The sequence below is a fragment of the Acinetobacter lwoffii genome (assembly GCF_024129715.1).
Taxonomy (GTDB): domain Bacteria; phylum Pseudomonadota; class Gammaproteobacteria; order Pseudomonadales; family Moraxellaceae; genus Acinetobacter; species Acinetobacter lwoffii_U.
Window position 1 is genome coordinate 1 of record NZ_JAMXXM010000019.1, and the last position, 15,963, is coordinate 15,963.

Sequence of the window (15,963 nt, forward strand, 5' to 3'; positions counted from 1 at the left end):
GAAATTATCAAAGTTCTGTTGCTTTAGCCTGTATATTTTTATGGCTACCTTTATAGGGTTAATTATGAACAGTAAATGTCAACAGACCCTATTTTTATCCCAGAATTTGCGGAAGTTTTTGCTGATCTCAATCACATATTTTTTGGCACGGCGAGAGATCGGCGTCAGGTTAATAAAACCATGTGCCTGATCGGTATATTCATGATAATGAACACTCACGCCATTCTGACGTAATTTATGTGCATAGATTGCACCTTCATCATGCAGGACATCATGCCGTGCGGTAATCACATAGCTCGGCGGCAAGTTTTTCAGCTCTCCATAGGTCGGCGAAATCAGCGGGTCATCCAGTTCAATCTGATGGGTTTGGGCATACATGAAGGTCACCAGATCAATATCCTGCTCCGAAAGCACCAATCCATCTTTATAGGCATAGAAAGAAGGATGGCGGCTTTTAAAGTCGACCGCCGGATAAAGCAAAAGCTGTGCTCGTGCGGCATAAGATTTTCCTGCACTGCGCTGTGCCACGACAGTAGCCAGATTTCCGCCCGCACTGTCTCCTGCCACGGCAATCCGGCTTTTATAGACTTTTAGCTGATTGCTATGCTGATGTGCCCACGCCAAGGCATCTTCACAGACTTGTACCATCTGCAAGGGGCTAAATTCTGGCGTCAGCGGATAAGCCACGCTTAGCACCTGTACTTTGGCATGTACTGCCAGCAAGCGACAGAATTCATCATGGCTGTCCAGACCGCCCACCATAAATGCACCGCCATGATAAAAAATCACCATCGGCAACTTCTTTTGTGGAGCTGGATGATAATGCCGTGCAAAGATGCTGCCACTTTGCAAAGGCAGGCGCAGCTCTTCGATGACTTTGACAGTAGTTGGTTTAGCACCGATCGCTTTCATGCGTGCATCAAACAGTGCGCGCGAATGTGCCAGATCCTCACTGATAAAACTGCTATGCCCCTGTTTTATCTGGATGGCCATCAGGCATTTAACCAATGGATCTAAATCAGGATAGACATGAGGATAATCCAAGGCCTTGACCAATGCTTCCTGTGCAATGCCAGGTAAGCGGTCCAGCATACGCGCTGCCGTCCCTTGTCCTTTTTCCATTACACTTTTCAGAACCGGAGGATTCACAGTCATTAATTTTAGTCCTTATTCTCTTAATTCTTCATAGTTTCTACACGATTAGCGTTTCAGTGACCATATTCTTATATAAGTCTTAATATCAATGTACATATAGCTTCTACCCGATACGTTACCCTCATTTATAAAAGATGTCGTTGACCGTTTAAAGGTTATTTTTGACGTACTTTTGCAAGCTTAAGTATATTTTTTATTGCAAATCGGGAGGATGCCTATGGCTAACAAAATTATAGCTTTGTCTTTGGCGACTGCATTTTTAGCTGTAGGCTGCGTCGCATTTCCTGAAGATGGTGGCTATTATGACGGCCGCTATGATCAGCGTTATGACCGTCGCTATGAACTGGACCGGCGTTATGAACAAGATCGTCGCTATGAGCGGCAACGCTGGGAATATGAACAGCAACGCAAACGCATTGAACTGGATCGGCGTAAACAGGAATTACAGCGTCGCAATTGGGAGCAGGACCGTAAAAGACAGTTAGAGCTGGATCGACGTAAAAGCCAACTGGAACGGCAGCGCCATGAACAGCAACGTAAAAATATCATGACGCAACGGCAAAAACAGGCAGAAGCAGAACGCAAGCGTCGTCAGGATCTGGAGCGTAAACGTGTAACAGATCAGCGCAGTAAAAAAGTCCAGAAAAACCATTCTAATCAACGCTGGAATGACAACCGACGTCATCAGGAACAACGTTCACGCGATCGTCGTGATTAAGGCTTGAATCCTCTTCTCTATTAAAAGCCCAGACTGGGCTTTTTTTAATGAAAAAGATAGCTTGCAGATAGACAAAGGCCCTAAAGAAAATTTCTTTAGGGCCTTTGCAGAGGGTTATGTTAAACGAACTTCCACTTCGCTTATGCTTCTCAGCAATTCAACCAGAACATCCTGTTCTCTACATAAATTATCCTATCAGAATCCTATCGGATCAACTTGCTCTAATGAAGCCGACATTCACTATCCAAGCTGTAAGTTTTATCTTACATAACGCTAAAATAGAGACAACTGATTCAAACAAATTCAAAATCGGTAAATTCTAGGCAAAAAAAAGGCTTATCTAGAGAACAGGATAAGCCACGAAAACACATTTCAAAATAAGAAGAAACTACAGCGATAGAATCTGGAATAAATATTAATCAAAAGTTCATCTATTGTGAAAGACTTTATTGCTTAGATATTAATCGTTTTTATGTCTAATAAATAAACAGGCAAAAAAAAGCTGAGTTTTGGGGATGCTCAGCTTGAAAAAAGCAACTTTAAAATAGAGCAACAGCAACCCGGTTCGGCTCTCTACTCTGAACAAGGTCGCTGTTAATAAAAGTATGATGCAATTTTTTTACCCATATTTAAAACAGATTAAAATTATTAATTTGATTCAAAAATACGATTATTAATTTTTTATATTTATTTTCAGATAATTAAATCTTGGATTTAGTCAAGAATTAAATCTATTTAGCTCAAAATCCGGATTCATCGCTGCTGATGCCCGTGTATTTTATTCTCATCCCATCCTGCTGTTATGTTCTGAATAGCTCGTTCTACTGTCCGCTGGATTCAGTATTTTGTATAAATCTTAAATTTAATCTGGGTCGACGCTTGAATTTTTACACCCTGCCCCGATTTCTTTAGGTAATCAAGAACTTCACAACCATGGCAGTTCAGCATAAACGCAGTGAACACTGAGGCCTAAGGACTGTACATGTTTAAGAACCCATTTAAACGGAGTAAATCAATGGCGACTGAGCAAAACGAGCAAGCTCAACAACTTGAGCAAGAGCAAGCGGAACAAGATACAGCGCAAACTCAAGCTGAAACCGAGCAGGCTGAAGTTTCCGTTGAGTCTTTACAAGAGCAGATTGCGCAGCTTGAAGGTGATTTAAAGTTAGAAAAAGCCCGTACCGCCAATGCAGTTTATGAAGCACAAAAGAGTGTTGAACGTATTCAGCGTGAATCTGAAAAGCATAAAGATACAGTTCTGGAAAAGTTCTCTAAAGAGCTTCTAGAAACAGTCGACAATCTGGAACGTGCCATTGTGGCTGCAGGTGAAGAGCAAACACCATTGCGTGAAGGTGTTGAACTGACCCTTAAATCTTTATTGCATACCTTGGAGAAATTTGGGGTTGTGGCAGTGGATACCAACAACGGTTTCAATGCTGACCTGCATCAGGCAGTCGGGATTGATCCAAATGCCAAAGCAAATGAAATTGGGACTGTTTTGCAAAAAGGCTACACGCTTAACAGTCGCTTATTGCGTCCTGCCATGGTGATGGTCGGCGCTTAAGCCAAATAAATTCGGGAGTTTGTGAAATTTTTCAAAAATTTTACTTGAAAAAAATCGAACGGCTCTCATATCGGATAACAAGTGTAAATCACAAAAAAATTTTAGAGGAAACATCCAAATGGCTAAAATCATTGGTATTGACTTAGGTACTACAAACTCATGTGTTGCAGTACTTGAAGGCGACAAAGTTAAAGTAATCGAAAACGCTGAAGGCGCGCGTACCACTCCATCTATTATTGCCTATAAAGATGGCGAAATTCTGGTAGGTCAATCTGCAAAGCGTCAAGCAGTAACGAATCCGAAAAATACATTGTTCGCGATCAAACGTTTGATCGGTCGTCGTTATGAAGACCAAGCGGTACAAAAAGATATCGGTCTGGTTCCTTACAAAATCATCAAAGCTGACAACGGTGATGCTTGGGTTGATGTCAACGACAAAAAATTGGCGCCACAACAGGTTTCTGCTGAAATCTTGAAAAAGATGAAGAAAACTGCTGAAGATTACCTGGGCGAAACCGTAACTGAAGCTGTTATTACTGTTCCTGCTTACTTCAACGATGCACAGCGTCAAGCAACTAAAGATGCAGGTAAAATTGCAGGTTTAGAAGTTAAACGTATCATCAACGAGCCAACTGCTGCGGCACTTGCGTTTGGTATGGACAAGAAAGAAGGCGATCGTAAAATCGCGGTTTATGACTTGGGTGGTGGTACTTTCGACGTTTCAATCATTGAAATTGCTGACCTTGATGGTGACCAGCAAATCGAAGTATTGTCGACTAACGGTGACACATTCCTAGGTGGTGAAGACTTCGATAACGCGTTAATCGAGTTCCTGGTTGAAGAGTTCAAGAAAGAACAAAACTTTAACCTGAAACAAGATCCACTGGCGTTACAGCGTTTAAAAGAAGCTGCTGAGAAAGCGAAGATCGAACTTTCATCTTCAAATGCAACTGAAATCAACCTTCCATACATCACTGCTGATGCGACTGGTCCTAAACACTTAGTGATCAACGTAACACGTGCAAAACTTGAAGGTCTGGTTGCTGACCTGGTTGCGCGTACGATTGAGCCTTGCCGTATTGCACTTAAAGATGCAGGTCTTTCGACTTCTGACATCTCTGACGTCATCCTGGTGGGCGGTCAGTCTCGTATGCCAATGGTTCAACAGAAGGTTCAAGAATTCTTCGGTAAAGAGCCACGTAAAGACGTAAACCCTGACGAAGCAGTCGCAATGGGTGCTGCGATTCAAGGTGCGGTACTTTCAGGTGACAAAACTGACGTACTTCTACTTGACGTAACTCCGTTGACACTTGGTATTGAAACCATGGGCGGCGTGTTGACTGCAATCATCGAGAAAAACACCACGATTCCTGCGAAGAAATCTCAAGTATTCTCAACTGCTGCGGACAACCAGCCTGCTGTAGACATTTCAGTTTACCAAGGTGAACGTAAAATGGCGCAGCAAAACAAACTGTTGGGTAACTTCCAGTTAGGTGACATTCCACCTGCGCCACGTGGTGTGCCACAAATTGAAGTATCTTTCGACATCAATGCTGATGGTATCTTGAAAGTATCTGCGAAAGACAAGAGCACTGGTAAAGAGCAATCGATCCAGATTAAAGCAAACTCAGGTTTGTCTGATGCTGAAATCGAAGCAATGATCAAAGATGCTGAAGCAAATGCTGAAGAAGACCGTAAGTTTGAAGAGCTTGCAAAAGCTCGTAACGAAGCGGATGCTTTAGTTGCTTCTTCACAAAAAGCAGTGAAAGATCTTGGTGAACAAGTAACAGCTGACGAAAAAACTGCTGTTGAAACGGCGGTTTCTGAGCTTGAAGCTGCAACTAAAGAAAATGACGTTGAAGACATCAAAGCGAAAACTGAAGCGCTGCAAAATATCATCATGCCAATTACACAACGTGCATATGAAGCTGCTCAAGGCCAAGGCGGTGCGCAAGGTTTTGACCCGAATGCATTCCAAGGCGGCGAAGGTCAATCTCAAAAAGCGGACGACGGCGTTGTAGATGCTGAGTTCACTGAAGTGAAAGATGACAAAAAATAATTTGTCGCTTTAACTGAAAAAACCGCGCGAAAGCGCGGTTTTTTTATGTCTCGACTTAAAAGAATAAAATAAAAATTACTAAAATTTGATCGTATTTTCAGGAAAAGCTGTTTAAGTTAAATCCAACATTAAAATACCCTGAACCCATGAAAATTCTGATTTTGCTGCCTTTACTTAGTTGCTTGGGCCTGACAGCGTGTAGCCTGCCCGTTTCATCTCTCCTATCTCAAAGCACTTCGACTCAATCGACTCAAGCCATTGCCCAATTATTTGATCAGGCGCAAAGCGCGGGTGTTCTAGTGATTCAGCGTGGTCAACAGATACAGGTTTATGGTAATGATTTAAGCCGTGCAGATACCGAATATGTTCCCGCCTCTACTTTTAAAATGCTCAATGCCCTGATTGGCCTGCAACATGGCAAAGCCACAACCAATGAAATTTTTAAATGGGATGGCAAGAAACGCAGTTTTGCAGCCTGGGAAAAAGACATGACTCTCGGCGAAGCCATGCAAGCTTCTGCTGTACCCGTGTATCAGGAACTGGCACGTCGCATTGGCCTTGAATTGATGCAACAGGAAGTACAACGCATCCAATTTGGTAATCATCAGATTGGTCAACAGGTCGATAACTTCTGGTTGGTAGGCCCTTTGAAAGTTACTCCAAAACAGGAAGTCCAATTTGTTTCTGCGTTGGCCCGAGAGCAACTGGCCTTTGATCCTCAAGTCCAGCAACAAGTCAAAGCCATGTTATTTTTACAGGAGCGGAAAGCTTATCGACTATATGTCAAATCCGGTTGGGGCATGGATGTGGAACCGCAAGTCGGCTGGCTCACCGGCTGGGTTGAAACACCGCAGGCTGAAATCGTGGCATTTTCACTCAATATGCAGATGCAAAATGGTATAGATCCGGCGATCCGCCTTGAAATTTTGCAGCAGGCTTTGGCCGAATTAGGGCTTTATCCAAAAGCTGAAGGATGATGCAAATAAGCATGGGAAAGGCATTAAAATTAAGCTATATTTTTAAAAAATAGACATTTAAATAAAAAATATGCGTCTTCTGCTCTGTCTGCTCGTAGTGGGATTGATCATGTCTGCCTATCTACATATGCAGGCCCAAACCCATCCTCAACTGCGCTATAACTCGCTGGCTGATCGCTTGACGCATCCTTTGGATACACGCTTACGTTTCCGAATTGATCAGGTCGATTCAGGCTTTGGACTAAGTAAAGATCAAGTCATTCAACTGAGCAAGGAAGCGATCGAAATCTGGCATCAGGGAAGCAATCGTGATGATTTGATGGTCTATGATGAAAATGCCAGGCTGAGTATTCACCTGATCTATGATCAACGCCAGCAAGACTATGATGCCTTGAAGAAAGTCGAAAAACAGTTGCTGGCAGATGACGCCAAGTATCAACGTCAGGTCAAAAATCTGGAAGCATCCCATCAGCATCTGGAAAGTCAGCAGCAACGCCTGATCCAGCAAAGAGATCAGATGAATAGTGAATTTCAGGCCTTACAGCAACAACGCCGTCAGCCAAATTTATCTGCTTATGAACATGAGCAGATTGAATATGAGGTTTTGGCTTTACAGCGCAAATCGGAAAGTTTTCAACGGGAACTTCAGTACCTTCAGGAACAGCAAAGTTCCTTTAATATGAATGTTTCCATGCATCAACATGGTCTGCAAAACCATCAGCAGAATATCATTCAAGCCCAACAGCGTTTCCCTGCCCGCGAATTTCATAAAGGCGTGTTTATGGGTGATCAAATTCATGTCTATCAGTTTGATGCAGAAGATGATCTCCGTCTGACTCTGGCACATGAACTCGGACATGCCTTGGGGCTGTATCACCATAATGACCCGGAAGCACTGATGTATCCGGTGCTGGGTAAACAGAATCTGCAACACTTCCAGCTGCGACCTGCAGACAAGACCTTGCTTTATAACCGTTAAGTGATCAGCTTGAGTTCCCTAATTAATTTAAGTGTATAAGTATTATAAAAAACACTCTATTCTGATTTCATGTTATTGTGATTGGCTACATTGTTCAGGCCATCTTTGGAGATTCGTGTGAGTTACTACCATATTTTAATTGAAGTAAATGACCACATTAGTACGATTGATGAAACCCGTGATATCGAAATCTTTGATATCGAGGACATCCAACCCTATCTTCATTCGATTTTGCTGCCTTATTTCAATGAACAACTGATTGAAATCGACGATGAAAATCTGGAATATAAAGATATTCTGCATCTGGAAATCAAACAGACCTTATTACCGATCAATGACCTGATCGAAGAAGAACAGCGTCTGTTGCCAAGCGATACCGACATTACCATTAGCGCCTATGAAATTTTCAATAACCGCGAGTTGAGTCAGGATGTCACTACCGTGATCTTTGACCTGCTTGAAGCGGTAAAACTGGATAGCTAAACGTTCTTCCAGATATAAAAAAGTCCTCATTGAGAGGACTTTTTTTTTGTGCATGGATTTAGATCGAGAATGAAGATCCACAACCACAGGTCGTGGTCGCATTCGGGTTTTGTACCACAAAACGTGAACCTTCCAGACCTTCTAAATAATCTACCACCGAACCGACCAGATATTGATAACTCAATGAATCGACCAGGACTTTAACATCGCCATTGGCAAACTCTGCATCATCTTCATTCTGGCTTTCTGCAAAGTTAAAGCCATAAGAGAAACCTGAACAGCCGCCACCGGTCACATAGACACGGAGCATTAAGTCTTGGTTACCTTCACTGTCACGCAACTGGCGTACTTTATTTGCGGCATTGTCGGTGAGCACAAGCGCTTGGGCATTCATGGCGGATTCCTCTGTTGAATGGAATGTCTTTAAAAAGAAAAGACCATATTTAAGTATAGCACACTCAATATATGGTCAGTCTGCACAGATTAAAAGTCAAATCAGAGTAATTTTATCAGGATTATTTGTAGTTCTCATCCTGTAAGGCACATTCAAAGTTTTTCGGGTTCTGTTTGCAGCGGAATTGCCATAACAATTTCATCATACGTTTGTCATAAACACCGCGTTTGGTCAGGTCAATTCGGGAATTCCGCATCATTTTCTGGTAACCCGATTTGTCTGCAGCAGGAATATCCATCCAGTATTTTGCTGGAATGTCCGCTTTCATTTTCCCCAAAATACCAAAGGCACGCGGTAACTGACTTCTCACCCATTCACGTGATTTTTGTCCGTAACCTGCCGGAAATTTATCTGGACGGATAATGATATTGCCTGTGACCTGCAACACCGGATAATTCACAATCGCGCCTTTGTTACCCAAACCTTTATGTAATTCCAGCGGTTTAAATACTGCTGCTGGTGCACCAATAATATCCACCTGGCCATTGTTAAACTTGGCACCAAAATTGGTGACATCGGCACTCACCGCCTGTGCACCGATCTGCTGAACCATGATTTTTTGTGCTTCATCATAATCAAGTACGGCAATTTTTTTACCAGCGGCTTTAGCAACGGTATTAATACTGCGGTCGTTCACCAGCAGGAAAGCATCACCCACAGGAATGACACCGACTACCTCATATTTACCTTGCAGCATATGTTTGGCGAAGGTGGGACTGGCCAAGCCCTGCATGACTTTAACTGCCAGATTCAGATCTGGAATCGCGCCAATAGCATCGAGTGAACCGGTAAAATTATTGAACTGACGGCCACGCATCCCGGTCACACTAATGCCGTCACATTTTCCAGCTTTAAAATCTTCTGCAACCACCGCTTCATTGGTATTCACCCGCAGTTCGACATCTGCACCCCAATTTTTGGCCGCCAACTGATAGTCTTTCATCACACTATAGACATCACCGTTTTTACCAACCAGATCAAATACGCAAATCACCTGTTTAGCTTGCGCCAGACCTGAAACAGCCAGTGTCGCCGTAGCCAATGCCAGTGCTTTCCATCCTCTATGGATCATCCTCATTTCCTTATCGCTTGTTTTTGTTATTGCACTTTTAGTCACATGTGATTGTTTTTTATATAAAACATGCGAATTTAATAGTTAATCAAGCTTAAGCTATTTTATTCGCTGCACAATGGCAGATCTGACCTGGATCAGCCATAAAAAAAGCCTAGATCAATCTAAGCTTTTTTCTTTAAAAATCAGATTATTCGCCAGCAATTGAACATTCAAAGTTGGCCTTATCGACAGAACAGCGTGCACGTTTTAAGACCGACATCATGCTGGCATCATAGATTCCGCGTTTGGTCATATCCATCCGGCCATCACGTAACATTTTCTGATACTTGGTTTTATCTTCAGCGCTCAGATTCATTTTATATTTCGACGGAATACCCGCTTCCAGACGGCTGATCATCCCCATGCTCTTTGGCAGGTTTTTGATAAACCAGTCACGCGATTTCTGTCCAAAACCTGCGGGGAATTTTTCCGGACGAATCACAAAATCAGAGGTGACATGCAGTACCGGGAAATTAAACATTGCGCCGTTATTACCCAGACCTTTATAGATTTCTAATGGCTTGTAGGCATAAGCAGGTGCACCGACCATATCCACCTGACCATTGTTAAATTTGGCGACAAAGTTAGAAACATCGGAGATCACTGCCTGCGCACCGACGCGCTGTACCATGATTTTCTGGGCATCGTCATAGCCGAGTACGGCGAATTTCTTCCCTGCGGCTTTTTCAATCGAATTGATATTCTTGTCACGAACAAAAATAAATGCTGAACCCAACGGTGAAATACCGGCAATTTCGTATTTTTTGCCGCCCATATTACTGACCATTTTCGCTGCATTACGTTTGTCCAGAGCAAAACTGATCGCACGCTGGGCAATGGCATTACTTGGTGCACCGCCCAGTGCATCAATAGAACCGGCAAATTTATTGTATTGACGGGCACGCATGGCTGTCATAAACACACCATCACATTTACCGGCCTTAAAGTCATTGTCGGCAACCGCTTCATCCTGACGGGCAATCAGATTGATTTCTGCGCCCCAGCCTTTTGCAGCCAGTGCCCATTCTTGCGCCATCTGGAAAGACTCACCGGATTTACCCAGTAAGTCAAACACACAGATATCGACTTTTTCTGCATGCGCCGCACTTGCAAAACCAAATGCAGAGAATGCAGCCAATGATAAGAGTGTTTTTTTCATTGTAGTTATCCTTTGAAATCTTGTTATTCGCTGAGTGTCCGTACACGGGACAAATATTAAGCAAGTTTAATTAAAAAAAATAGAGCATTTACTCCATTTAAAACCGGCATTTTGGCCTATAAAGATAAATCAGTATTATTTGCATAGATTATTTTTAAATATATATTTAAATATCAATATCTTAATATTTAAAACTGCTTTCTTATAATTACATTTACCCAGATATAGTTACAAAGATATACATGATTTCAGATTTATTCACCACCAATCGAACACTCAAAATTGGTTCGTTCAACTGTACAACGCGCGCGTTTCAATACATTCATCATGCCCTGATCATAAATCCCCTGCCGGGTTAAATCGATCCGCCCATCACGCAAAATCTTTTGATAGGCCACGCGGTCTTCACGGCTTAGATTCAAAATATATTTGCTTGGAATCTCAGCTTCCATACGCTTGACCATGGCAAAGCTGCGCGGTAACTGTTTTACAAACCAGTTTCGGGATTGCGCGGCAAAGCTTGCCGGGAACTTTTCCTGACGAATAATCAGATCGGCAGTGACATTAATTACCGGAAAATTAATCATTGCGCCTTGACGGCCTAGTCCTTTCTGTAATTCCAGCGGTTTAAATGCATAAGCCGGTGCAGCGACAATATCCACTTCGCCCTGATTAAACTTGCGAATAAAATTGGAAATTTCCGACATGACCGGTACGGCTTCAATCCGGTCGACCATGATTTTTTGCGCATAGTCATAATGCAGCACGGCAAATTTCTTGCCTTTGACCTGTTCCAGTTTATTTAGAGTACGATCACGAACAAAAATATAGGCTGGGCCAATCTGACCAATACCCGCCACTTCGAATTTTTCTTTGCCAATCTGGGTGATCAGGCGTTTGCTATTGCGTTTATCCAGTACATAGCTGATGGCTTTCATGGCAATGTCATTATTCGGCACGCCGCCAATTGCATCAATCGATCCGGCAAATTTATTATAGGCGCGGGCACGCATCGAAGTCATATAGAAAGCATCACATTTTCCTGCTTTGACATCCTGATCGACTTTGGCTTCATCCTGATAGGCGTTTAGCTGAATTTCGGCACCCCAACCTTTTGCTGCCAGCGCCCATTCCTCCAGCAGCTTATAAGACTCACCAGATTTTCCCAGCAAATCAAAAACACAGACATTCACTCTGGCTTGAGTTGAAGTCGACACCAAAAGACCCAGTGCCGACAAAATTAAACATCCCTTTTTCATTTTTATTTGACTCTATGGTATTTTTTACTCGATCAGCCTGAACTATAAACCACTGTTCATGCATAAAATAGAGCTTTTACTCAACTTATGCGTCCACCCTAGATCAATTGACAGAGGTGAAAAGCACACTCATTTCAGCAAAAACGGTAAGATTTTTCATTTTCACAGGGCTTTCCTTTAGAATAGGCGCATCTTATTTCTTAGCTTTGATTTCTCAATGATTCAGTTAGACCAGTTATCTATACGTCGCGGTGGACGTGTTTTATTTCAAAAAGCGTCGATGCAGTTACACCCAGGATGGAAAATTGGCCTAACCGGTGTCAATGGTGCTGGAAAATCAACCCTGTTTTCAGCCTTGCTCGGCGGCATGGAATCGGACACCGGTTCGCTGACCCGACCTGCGGTATGGACCGTAGCGCATATGGCTCAGGAAATCAAAGCACTGAATATGAAAGCCATTGATTTCGTCTTGTCGGGCGATGAAGAATACTGGGATATTCAGCAGAAACTCGATCAACCGGATCAACTGGATGATGCAGAACTGGCTCATTTATATGGCCGTTTTGATGAAATTTCAGGTTATTCTGCTCCTGCCAAAGCTTCACAACTGATGGCTGGTCTGGGCTTCTTTGAACATCAATCACAACTAGATGTTTCAAGTTTTTCCGGTGGCTGGCGTATGCGTTTGAATCTGGCACGTACCCTGATGAGCCGATCAGACTTACTGCTCCTCGATGAACCAACCAACCATCTGGACTTGGACGCAATTCTCTGGCTCGAAGACTGGCTGAAAGCCTATGAAGGTACGCTGGTACTGATTTCGCATGACCGGGACTTCCTCGATGCGATTACCGATCACATTTTACATATCGAAAATCAGGAACTGATTTTATATACCGGTAACTATTCGACTTTTGAGCGCACCCGTAGTGAGCGTTTAGCGCAGCAGCAACAGGCGTATGAAAAGCAGCTGGAAACCCGCGCGCACCTGCAAAAATATATTGACCGTTTTAAAGCGCAAGCGACCAAAGCCAAACAGGCACAGAGCCGGATCAAACAGCTGGAACGAATGCAGGAACTATCTGCAGCCCATGTCGATACGCCATTTACCTTCAGTTTCCGTGAACCGACCAAAATGAGTTCGCCGTTATTGCAACTGGAACATGCCGATATTGGTTATGGCGACAAGCTGATTGTCACCAATGTAAATTTACAGATCACGCCAAACAGCCGGATCGGTTTGCTTGGGATGAATGGTGCCGGTAAATCCACGCTGATTAAATCGCTGGTCGGTGACCTGAAACTGATTCAGGGTCTGCGGAAAGATTCAGAATTACTGAATATTGGTTATTTTGCCCAACATCAAATGGATGCACTGGATGGTAATGCCAGCCCAATGTTACAGCTGGCACGTATCGCAGATAAAAAAATCAGTGAAGCCAGTCTACGCTCCTTCTTGGGTAGTTTCGGTTTTAGTGGCGAACGTATGGATACGCCAAGCGAAAGCTTCTCAGGCGGTGAACGTGCACGTTTGGCCCTAGCACTGATTGTTTGGCAGCGTCCGAATGTACTGATTCTGGATGAGCCGACCAACCATTTAGACCTGGATATGCGTCATGCACTGACTATGGCTTTACAAGATTTTCAGGGCGCGGTAGTTCTAGTTTCGCATGAACGTCAGCTCATCGCCAGCGTCTGTGATGAACTGCTACTGGTACATAATGGTCAATGCCGTGAGTTTGATGGTGATCTTACTGCCTATGCTGACTGGTTACGCCAAGCCCGTATTGAGATGATTAAAAATGGGCAAAAGCCAGCAGAACCGGTGAAATCCCAAGTCGAAGTCAAACCGACTATTTCCAAACTGGACAAGGAAGCACAACGTAAGGAAGCTGCTCGCCAGCGGGAACTAAGTCGTCCGATTCGCAAGAATATTGAAAAATGCGAAGCACAGATGGCCAAACTACAGCCACGACTGATTGAAATTGAAAACCTGCTGGGTGACAGTGCTTTATACGAAGCATCACGTAAAAATGATTTGCTGAAACTGATGAATGAGCAAACCGAGCTAAAAGCCAAACTGGAAACAGCCGAAGAGCAAATGCTAGAACTGATGATGGAACTGGAAAGTCTGGAACAGACGTTCTAAAGCTCTTTTAGTAAGATTTAAGATAAGAGATGAATGACCAACGTTGTTCATCTCTTTTTTATTCACTATTTTTAATGTTTTCTCTTCCATTTTTGCACCTGTATTTTTTTCATCTAGTTCTAGATGTTTCTTTAATCCCGTTCTTTTCTATTCATTCGACACATAAGGTCACGAATTACGTAAACCCTATATAAGTTTATTTTTTAAACAGTTGAATGCCTTATTTCATACATTAATTTACAGCACACTGTTTCCTCCTAAGGCTCTAATACAAGTGTTTTTTAATTTTTGGCAGCCTTGCTACGAGTCTGTTTAATGTTGAACTAGAGAGAGGAAATCCGCATGCGTGCTCTTACCTATCATGGTGCTCGGGATGTACGAGTTGAATCCGTTCCAGATCCAGTGATTCAGGAACCAGATGACGTTATTTTAAGGGTGACAGCCACCGCCATCTGTGGCTCAGATCTGCATTTATACCGGGGAAAAATCCCGGCCACTGAAGACGGTGATATTTTCGGCCATGAATTTATGGGAATTGTAGAAGAAGTCGGCCCAGAAGTAACCGAAGTCAAAAAAGGTGACCGGGTGATTATTCCCTTTGTGATTGCATGCGGTCACTGTTTTTTCTGTGAACATGAACTCATGGCTGCCTGTGAAAATACCAATACCGGTCGTGGTGCAATTCTCAATAAAAAACAGATCCCACCAGGGGCAGCTTTATTTGGCTTTAGCCATCTGTATGGGGGTATACCGGGTGGTCAGGCTGAATATGTACGGATCCCCAAAGGCAATGTCGGACCATTTAAGGTGCCGGGTTCCCTGCCTGATGAAAAAGTATTATTCCTGACCGATATTCTGCCAACTGCGTGGCAAGCAGTGAATAATGCCCAAGTCGGTCGAGGTTCCAGTGTGGCGATTTATGGTGCTGGCCCGGTCGGTCTGCTGGCTGCTGCCTGCGCGCGGATGCTCGGTGCCGAGCAGATATTTATGGTCGATCACCACCCTTACCGTTTGCGTTTCGCGCATCAAACCTATGGGGTAATTCCCGTCAATTTTGATGAAGTCGATGCCGCTGAATTTATCATTCAAAATACCACGGGTTATCGTGGAGTCGATGCCGTCATTGATGCGGTCGGTTTTGAAGCCAAAGGTAGCATGCTGGAAACCGTAATGACCAACCTGAAATTAGAAGGTTCGAGTGGTTCAGCGCTAAGACAATGTATTGCAGCGGTCCGTCGCGGCGGTGTGGTGAGTGTACCTGGAGTTTATGCCGGTCCAATTCATGGCTTCCTGTTTGGTGATGCCTTTGACAAAGGTTTGACCTTTAAAATGGGACAAACCCATGTGCATAATTACTTGCCGCAGTTGCTAGAACATATTGAAAATGGAGATCTGTCTCCAGATCTGATTATTACCCATCGCATGAAACTGGAAGATGCTGCGGAAGGTTACCGTATTTTTGATAAAAAGGAAGAAGACTGTCGTAAAGTCATTCTAACACCATAAATATGATTAAAAAAAAGCGCCGTCAGGCGCTTTTTTATTTTTCATCGTCATTTTATCAATCCTCTTTTTCTTGTTCCTAATCAATATCATTTCAGCGACTCCCTCCCTCTTTTCTATCGAGTAATAAAAGAAATGCCCGATTTTCAATAATGAAATCAAGAAATAACTCAAAAATGAGAAATAAAAAAGTTAAGCAAAAATCGATAAAAGTATGATTTTAAATAAAAATGAAAGTTCACTTGATTATTAAATCAATTATGTAGTTTAGCTACATCTTGAGTTTTTAGTTAACAATATGTTCCACGGTAATGATTAGAGAAACTACACTATATTTACAAGTATTTAATTTATAATAATTTTCTATTTTAAAGCCAATCCAAGGAATAG

At 42.9% G+C, this 15,963-nt stretch carries 13 protein-coding genes; 8 read left to right on the forward strand and 5 right to left on the reverse strand.

The window, feature by feature from the left end; translation table 11 throughout:
• Window positions 1-78 precede the first annotated feature (78 nt).
• Window positions 79-1,155, reverse strand: a complete 1,077-nt coding sequence (locus tag NI462_RS11400; protein ID WP_253160663.1) for an alpha/beta hydrolase — start codon at window positions 1,153-1,155, stop codon at window positions 79-81.
• Window positions 1,156-1,372: 217 nt separating this feature from the next.
• Between NI462_RS11400 and NI462_RS11405 the strand changes: the two genes are divergently transcribed.
• The 6 genes from NI462_RS11405 (at window position 1,373) to NI462_RS11430 (ending at window position 7,935) form a co-directional block, all read left to right on the forward strand.
• Complete coding sequence (locus NI462_RS11405; RefSeq protein ID WP_005108251.1) at window positions 1,373-1,873, forward strand: cell envelope integrity TolA family protein; 501 nt, start codon at window positions 1,373-1,375, stop codon at window positions 1,871-1,873.
• Between the two features lie 1,015 nt (window positions 1,874-2,888).
• A complete protein-coding gene (gene grpE, locus NI462_RS11410; RefSeq protein ID WP_004647116.1) occupies window positions 2,889-3,437 on the forward strand; it encodes a nucleotide exchange factor GrpE in 549 nt (182 codons plus the stop codon).
• Between the two features lie 118 nt (window positions 3,438-3,555).
• Window positions 3,556-5,496 (forward strand): molecular chaperone DnaK, encoded by a 1,941-nt coding sequence (dnaK, locus tag NI462_RS11415; RefSeq protein ID WP_253160665.1) that lies wholly within the window; start codon window positions 3,556-3,558, stop codon window positions 5,494-5,496.
• Window positions 5,497-5,642: 146 nt separating this feature from the next.
• Window positions 5,643-6,473: an OXA-134 family carbapenem-hydrolyzing class D beta-lactamase gene (gene blaOXA, locus NI462_RS11420; RefSeq protein ID WP_253160667.1), complete on the forward strand. Its 831-nt coding sequence runs from the start codon at window positions 5,643-5,645 to the stop codon at window positions 6,471-6,473.
• A gap of 70 nt (window positions 6,474-6,543) precedes the next feature.
• The gene (locus NI462_RS11425) at window positions 6,544-7,452 is read left to right on the forward strand and encodes a matrixin family metalloprotease (protein ID WP_253160669.1); all 909 of its coding nucleotides are present in this window, start codon (window positions 6,544-6,546) and stop codon (window positions 7,450-7,452) included.
• Between the two features lie 105 nt (window positions 7,453-7,557).
• Entirely contained in the window at window positions 7,558-7,935 is a 378-nt protein-coding gene (locus tag NI462_RS11430; RefSeq protein ID WP_253160700.1) for a hypothetical protein, read from the forward strand.
• Between the two features lie 58 nt (window positions 7,936-7,993).
• Here the strand turns inward: NI462_RS11430 and erpA are convergent, their stop codons facing one another.
• The 4 genes from erpA to NI462_RS11450 form a co-directional block, all read right to left on the reverse strand.
• Window positions 7,994-8,329, reverse strand: a complete 336-nt coding sequence (erpA, locus tag NI462_RS11435) for an iron-sulfur cluster insertion protein ErpA (RefSeq protein WP_004281944.1) — start codon at window positions 8,327-8,329, stop codon at window positions 7,994-7,996.
• A gap of 121 nt (window positions 8,330-8,450) precedes the next feature.
• A complete protein-coding gene (locus NI462_RS11440; protein WP_253160671.1) occupies window positions 8,451-9,461 on the reverse strand; it encodes a putative solute-binding protein in 1,011 nt (336 codons plus the stop codon).
• 190 nt (window positions 9,462-9,651) lie between these two features.
• Window positions 9,652-10,662 (reverse strand): putative solute-binding protein, encoded by a 1,011-nt coding sequence (locus NI462_RS11445; protein WP_005094844.1) that lies wholly within the window; start codon window positions 10,660-10,662, stop codon window positions 9,652-9,654.
• A 254-nt stretch (window positions 10,663-10,916) separates the two neighbouring features.
• Window positions 10,917-11,921: a putative solute-binding protein gene (locus NI462_RS11450; RefSeq protein WP_004281941.1), complete on the reverse strand. Its 1,005-nt coding sequence runs from the start codon at window positions 11,919-11,921 to the stop codon at window positions 10,917-10,919.
• Window positions 11,922-12,138: 217 nt separating this feature from the next.
• On the opposite strand from NI462_RS11450, the gene NI462_RS11455 reads away from it, so the two are divergent.
• Entirely contained in the window at window positions 12,139-14,070 is a 1,932-nt protein-coding gene (locus tag NI462_RS11455) for an ATP-binding cassette domain-containing protein (RefSeq protein ID WP_004281940.1), read from the forward strand.
• Window positions 14,071-14,412: 342 nt separating this feature from the next.
• Window positions 14,413-15,576 (forward strand): zinc-dependent alcohol dehydrogenase, encoded by a 1,164-nt coding sequence (locus tag NI462_RS11460; RefSeq protein ID WP_001202407.1) that lies wholly within the window; start codon window positions 14,413-14,415, stop codon window positions 15,574-15,576.
• The last annotated feature ends 387 nt before the right edge of the window (window positions 15,577-15,963 follow it).

What these genes read in the sequence shown, in the direction of transcription:
- NI462_RS11400 (WP_253160663.1), bottom strand. Translation starts at nt 1,155, where the DNA reads ATGACTGTGAATCCTCCGGTTCTGAAAAGTGTAATGGAAAAAGGACAA.
- NI462_RS11405 (WP_005108251.1), top strand. Translation starts at nt 1,373, where the DNA reads ATGGCTAACAAAATTATAGCTTTGTCTTTGGCGACTGCATTTTTAGCT.
- grpE (WP_004647116.1), top strand. Translation starts at nt 2,889, where the DNA reads ATGGCGACTGAGCAAAACGAGCAAGCTCAACAACTTGAGCAAGAGCAA.
- dnaK (WP_253160665.1), top strand. Translation starts at nt 3,556, where the DNA reads ATGGCTAAAATCATTGGTATTGACTTAGGTACTACAAACTCATGTGTT.
- blaOXA (WP_253160667.1), top strand. Translation starts at nt 5,643, where the DNA reads ATGAAAATTCTGATTTTGCTGCCTTTACTTAGTTGCTTGGGCCTGACA.
- NI462_RS11425 (WP_253160669.1), top strand. Translation starts at nt 6,544, where the DNA reads ATGCGTCTTCTGCTCTGTCTGCTCGTAGTGGGATTGATCATGTCTGCC.
- erpA (WP_004281944.1), bottom strand. Translation starts at nt 8,329, where the DNA reads ATGAATGCCCAAGCGCTTGTGCTCACCGACAATGCCGCAAATAAAGTA.
- NI462_RS11440 (WP_253160671.1), bottom strand. Translation starts at nt 9,461, where the DNA reads ATGATCCATAGAGGATGGAAAGCACTGGCATTGGCTACGGCGACACTG.
- NI462_RS11445 (WP_005094844.1), bottom strand. Translation starts at nt 10,662, where the DNA reads ATGAAAAAAACACTCTTATCATTGGCTGCATTCTCTGCATTTGGTTTT.
- NI462_RS11450 (WP_004281941.1), bottom strand. Translation starts at nt 11,921, where the DNA reads ATGAAAAAGGGATGTTTAATTTTGTCGGCACTGGGTCTTTTGGTGTCG.
- NI462_RS11455 (WP_004281940.1), top strand. Translation starts at nt 12,139, where the DNA reads ATGATTCAGTTAGACCAGTTATCTATACGTCGCGGTGGACGTGTTTTA.
- NI462_RS11460 (WP_001202407.1), top strand. Translation starts at nt 14,413, where the DNA reads ATGCGTGCTCTTACCTATCATGGTGCTCGGGATGTACGAGTTGAATCC.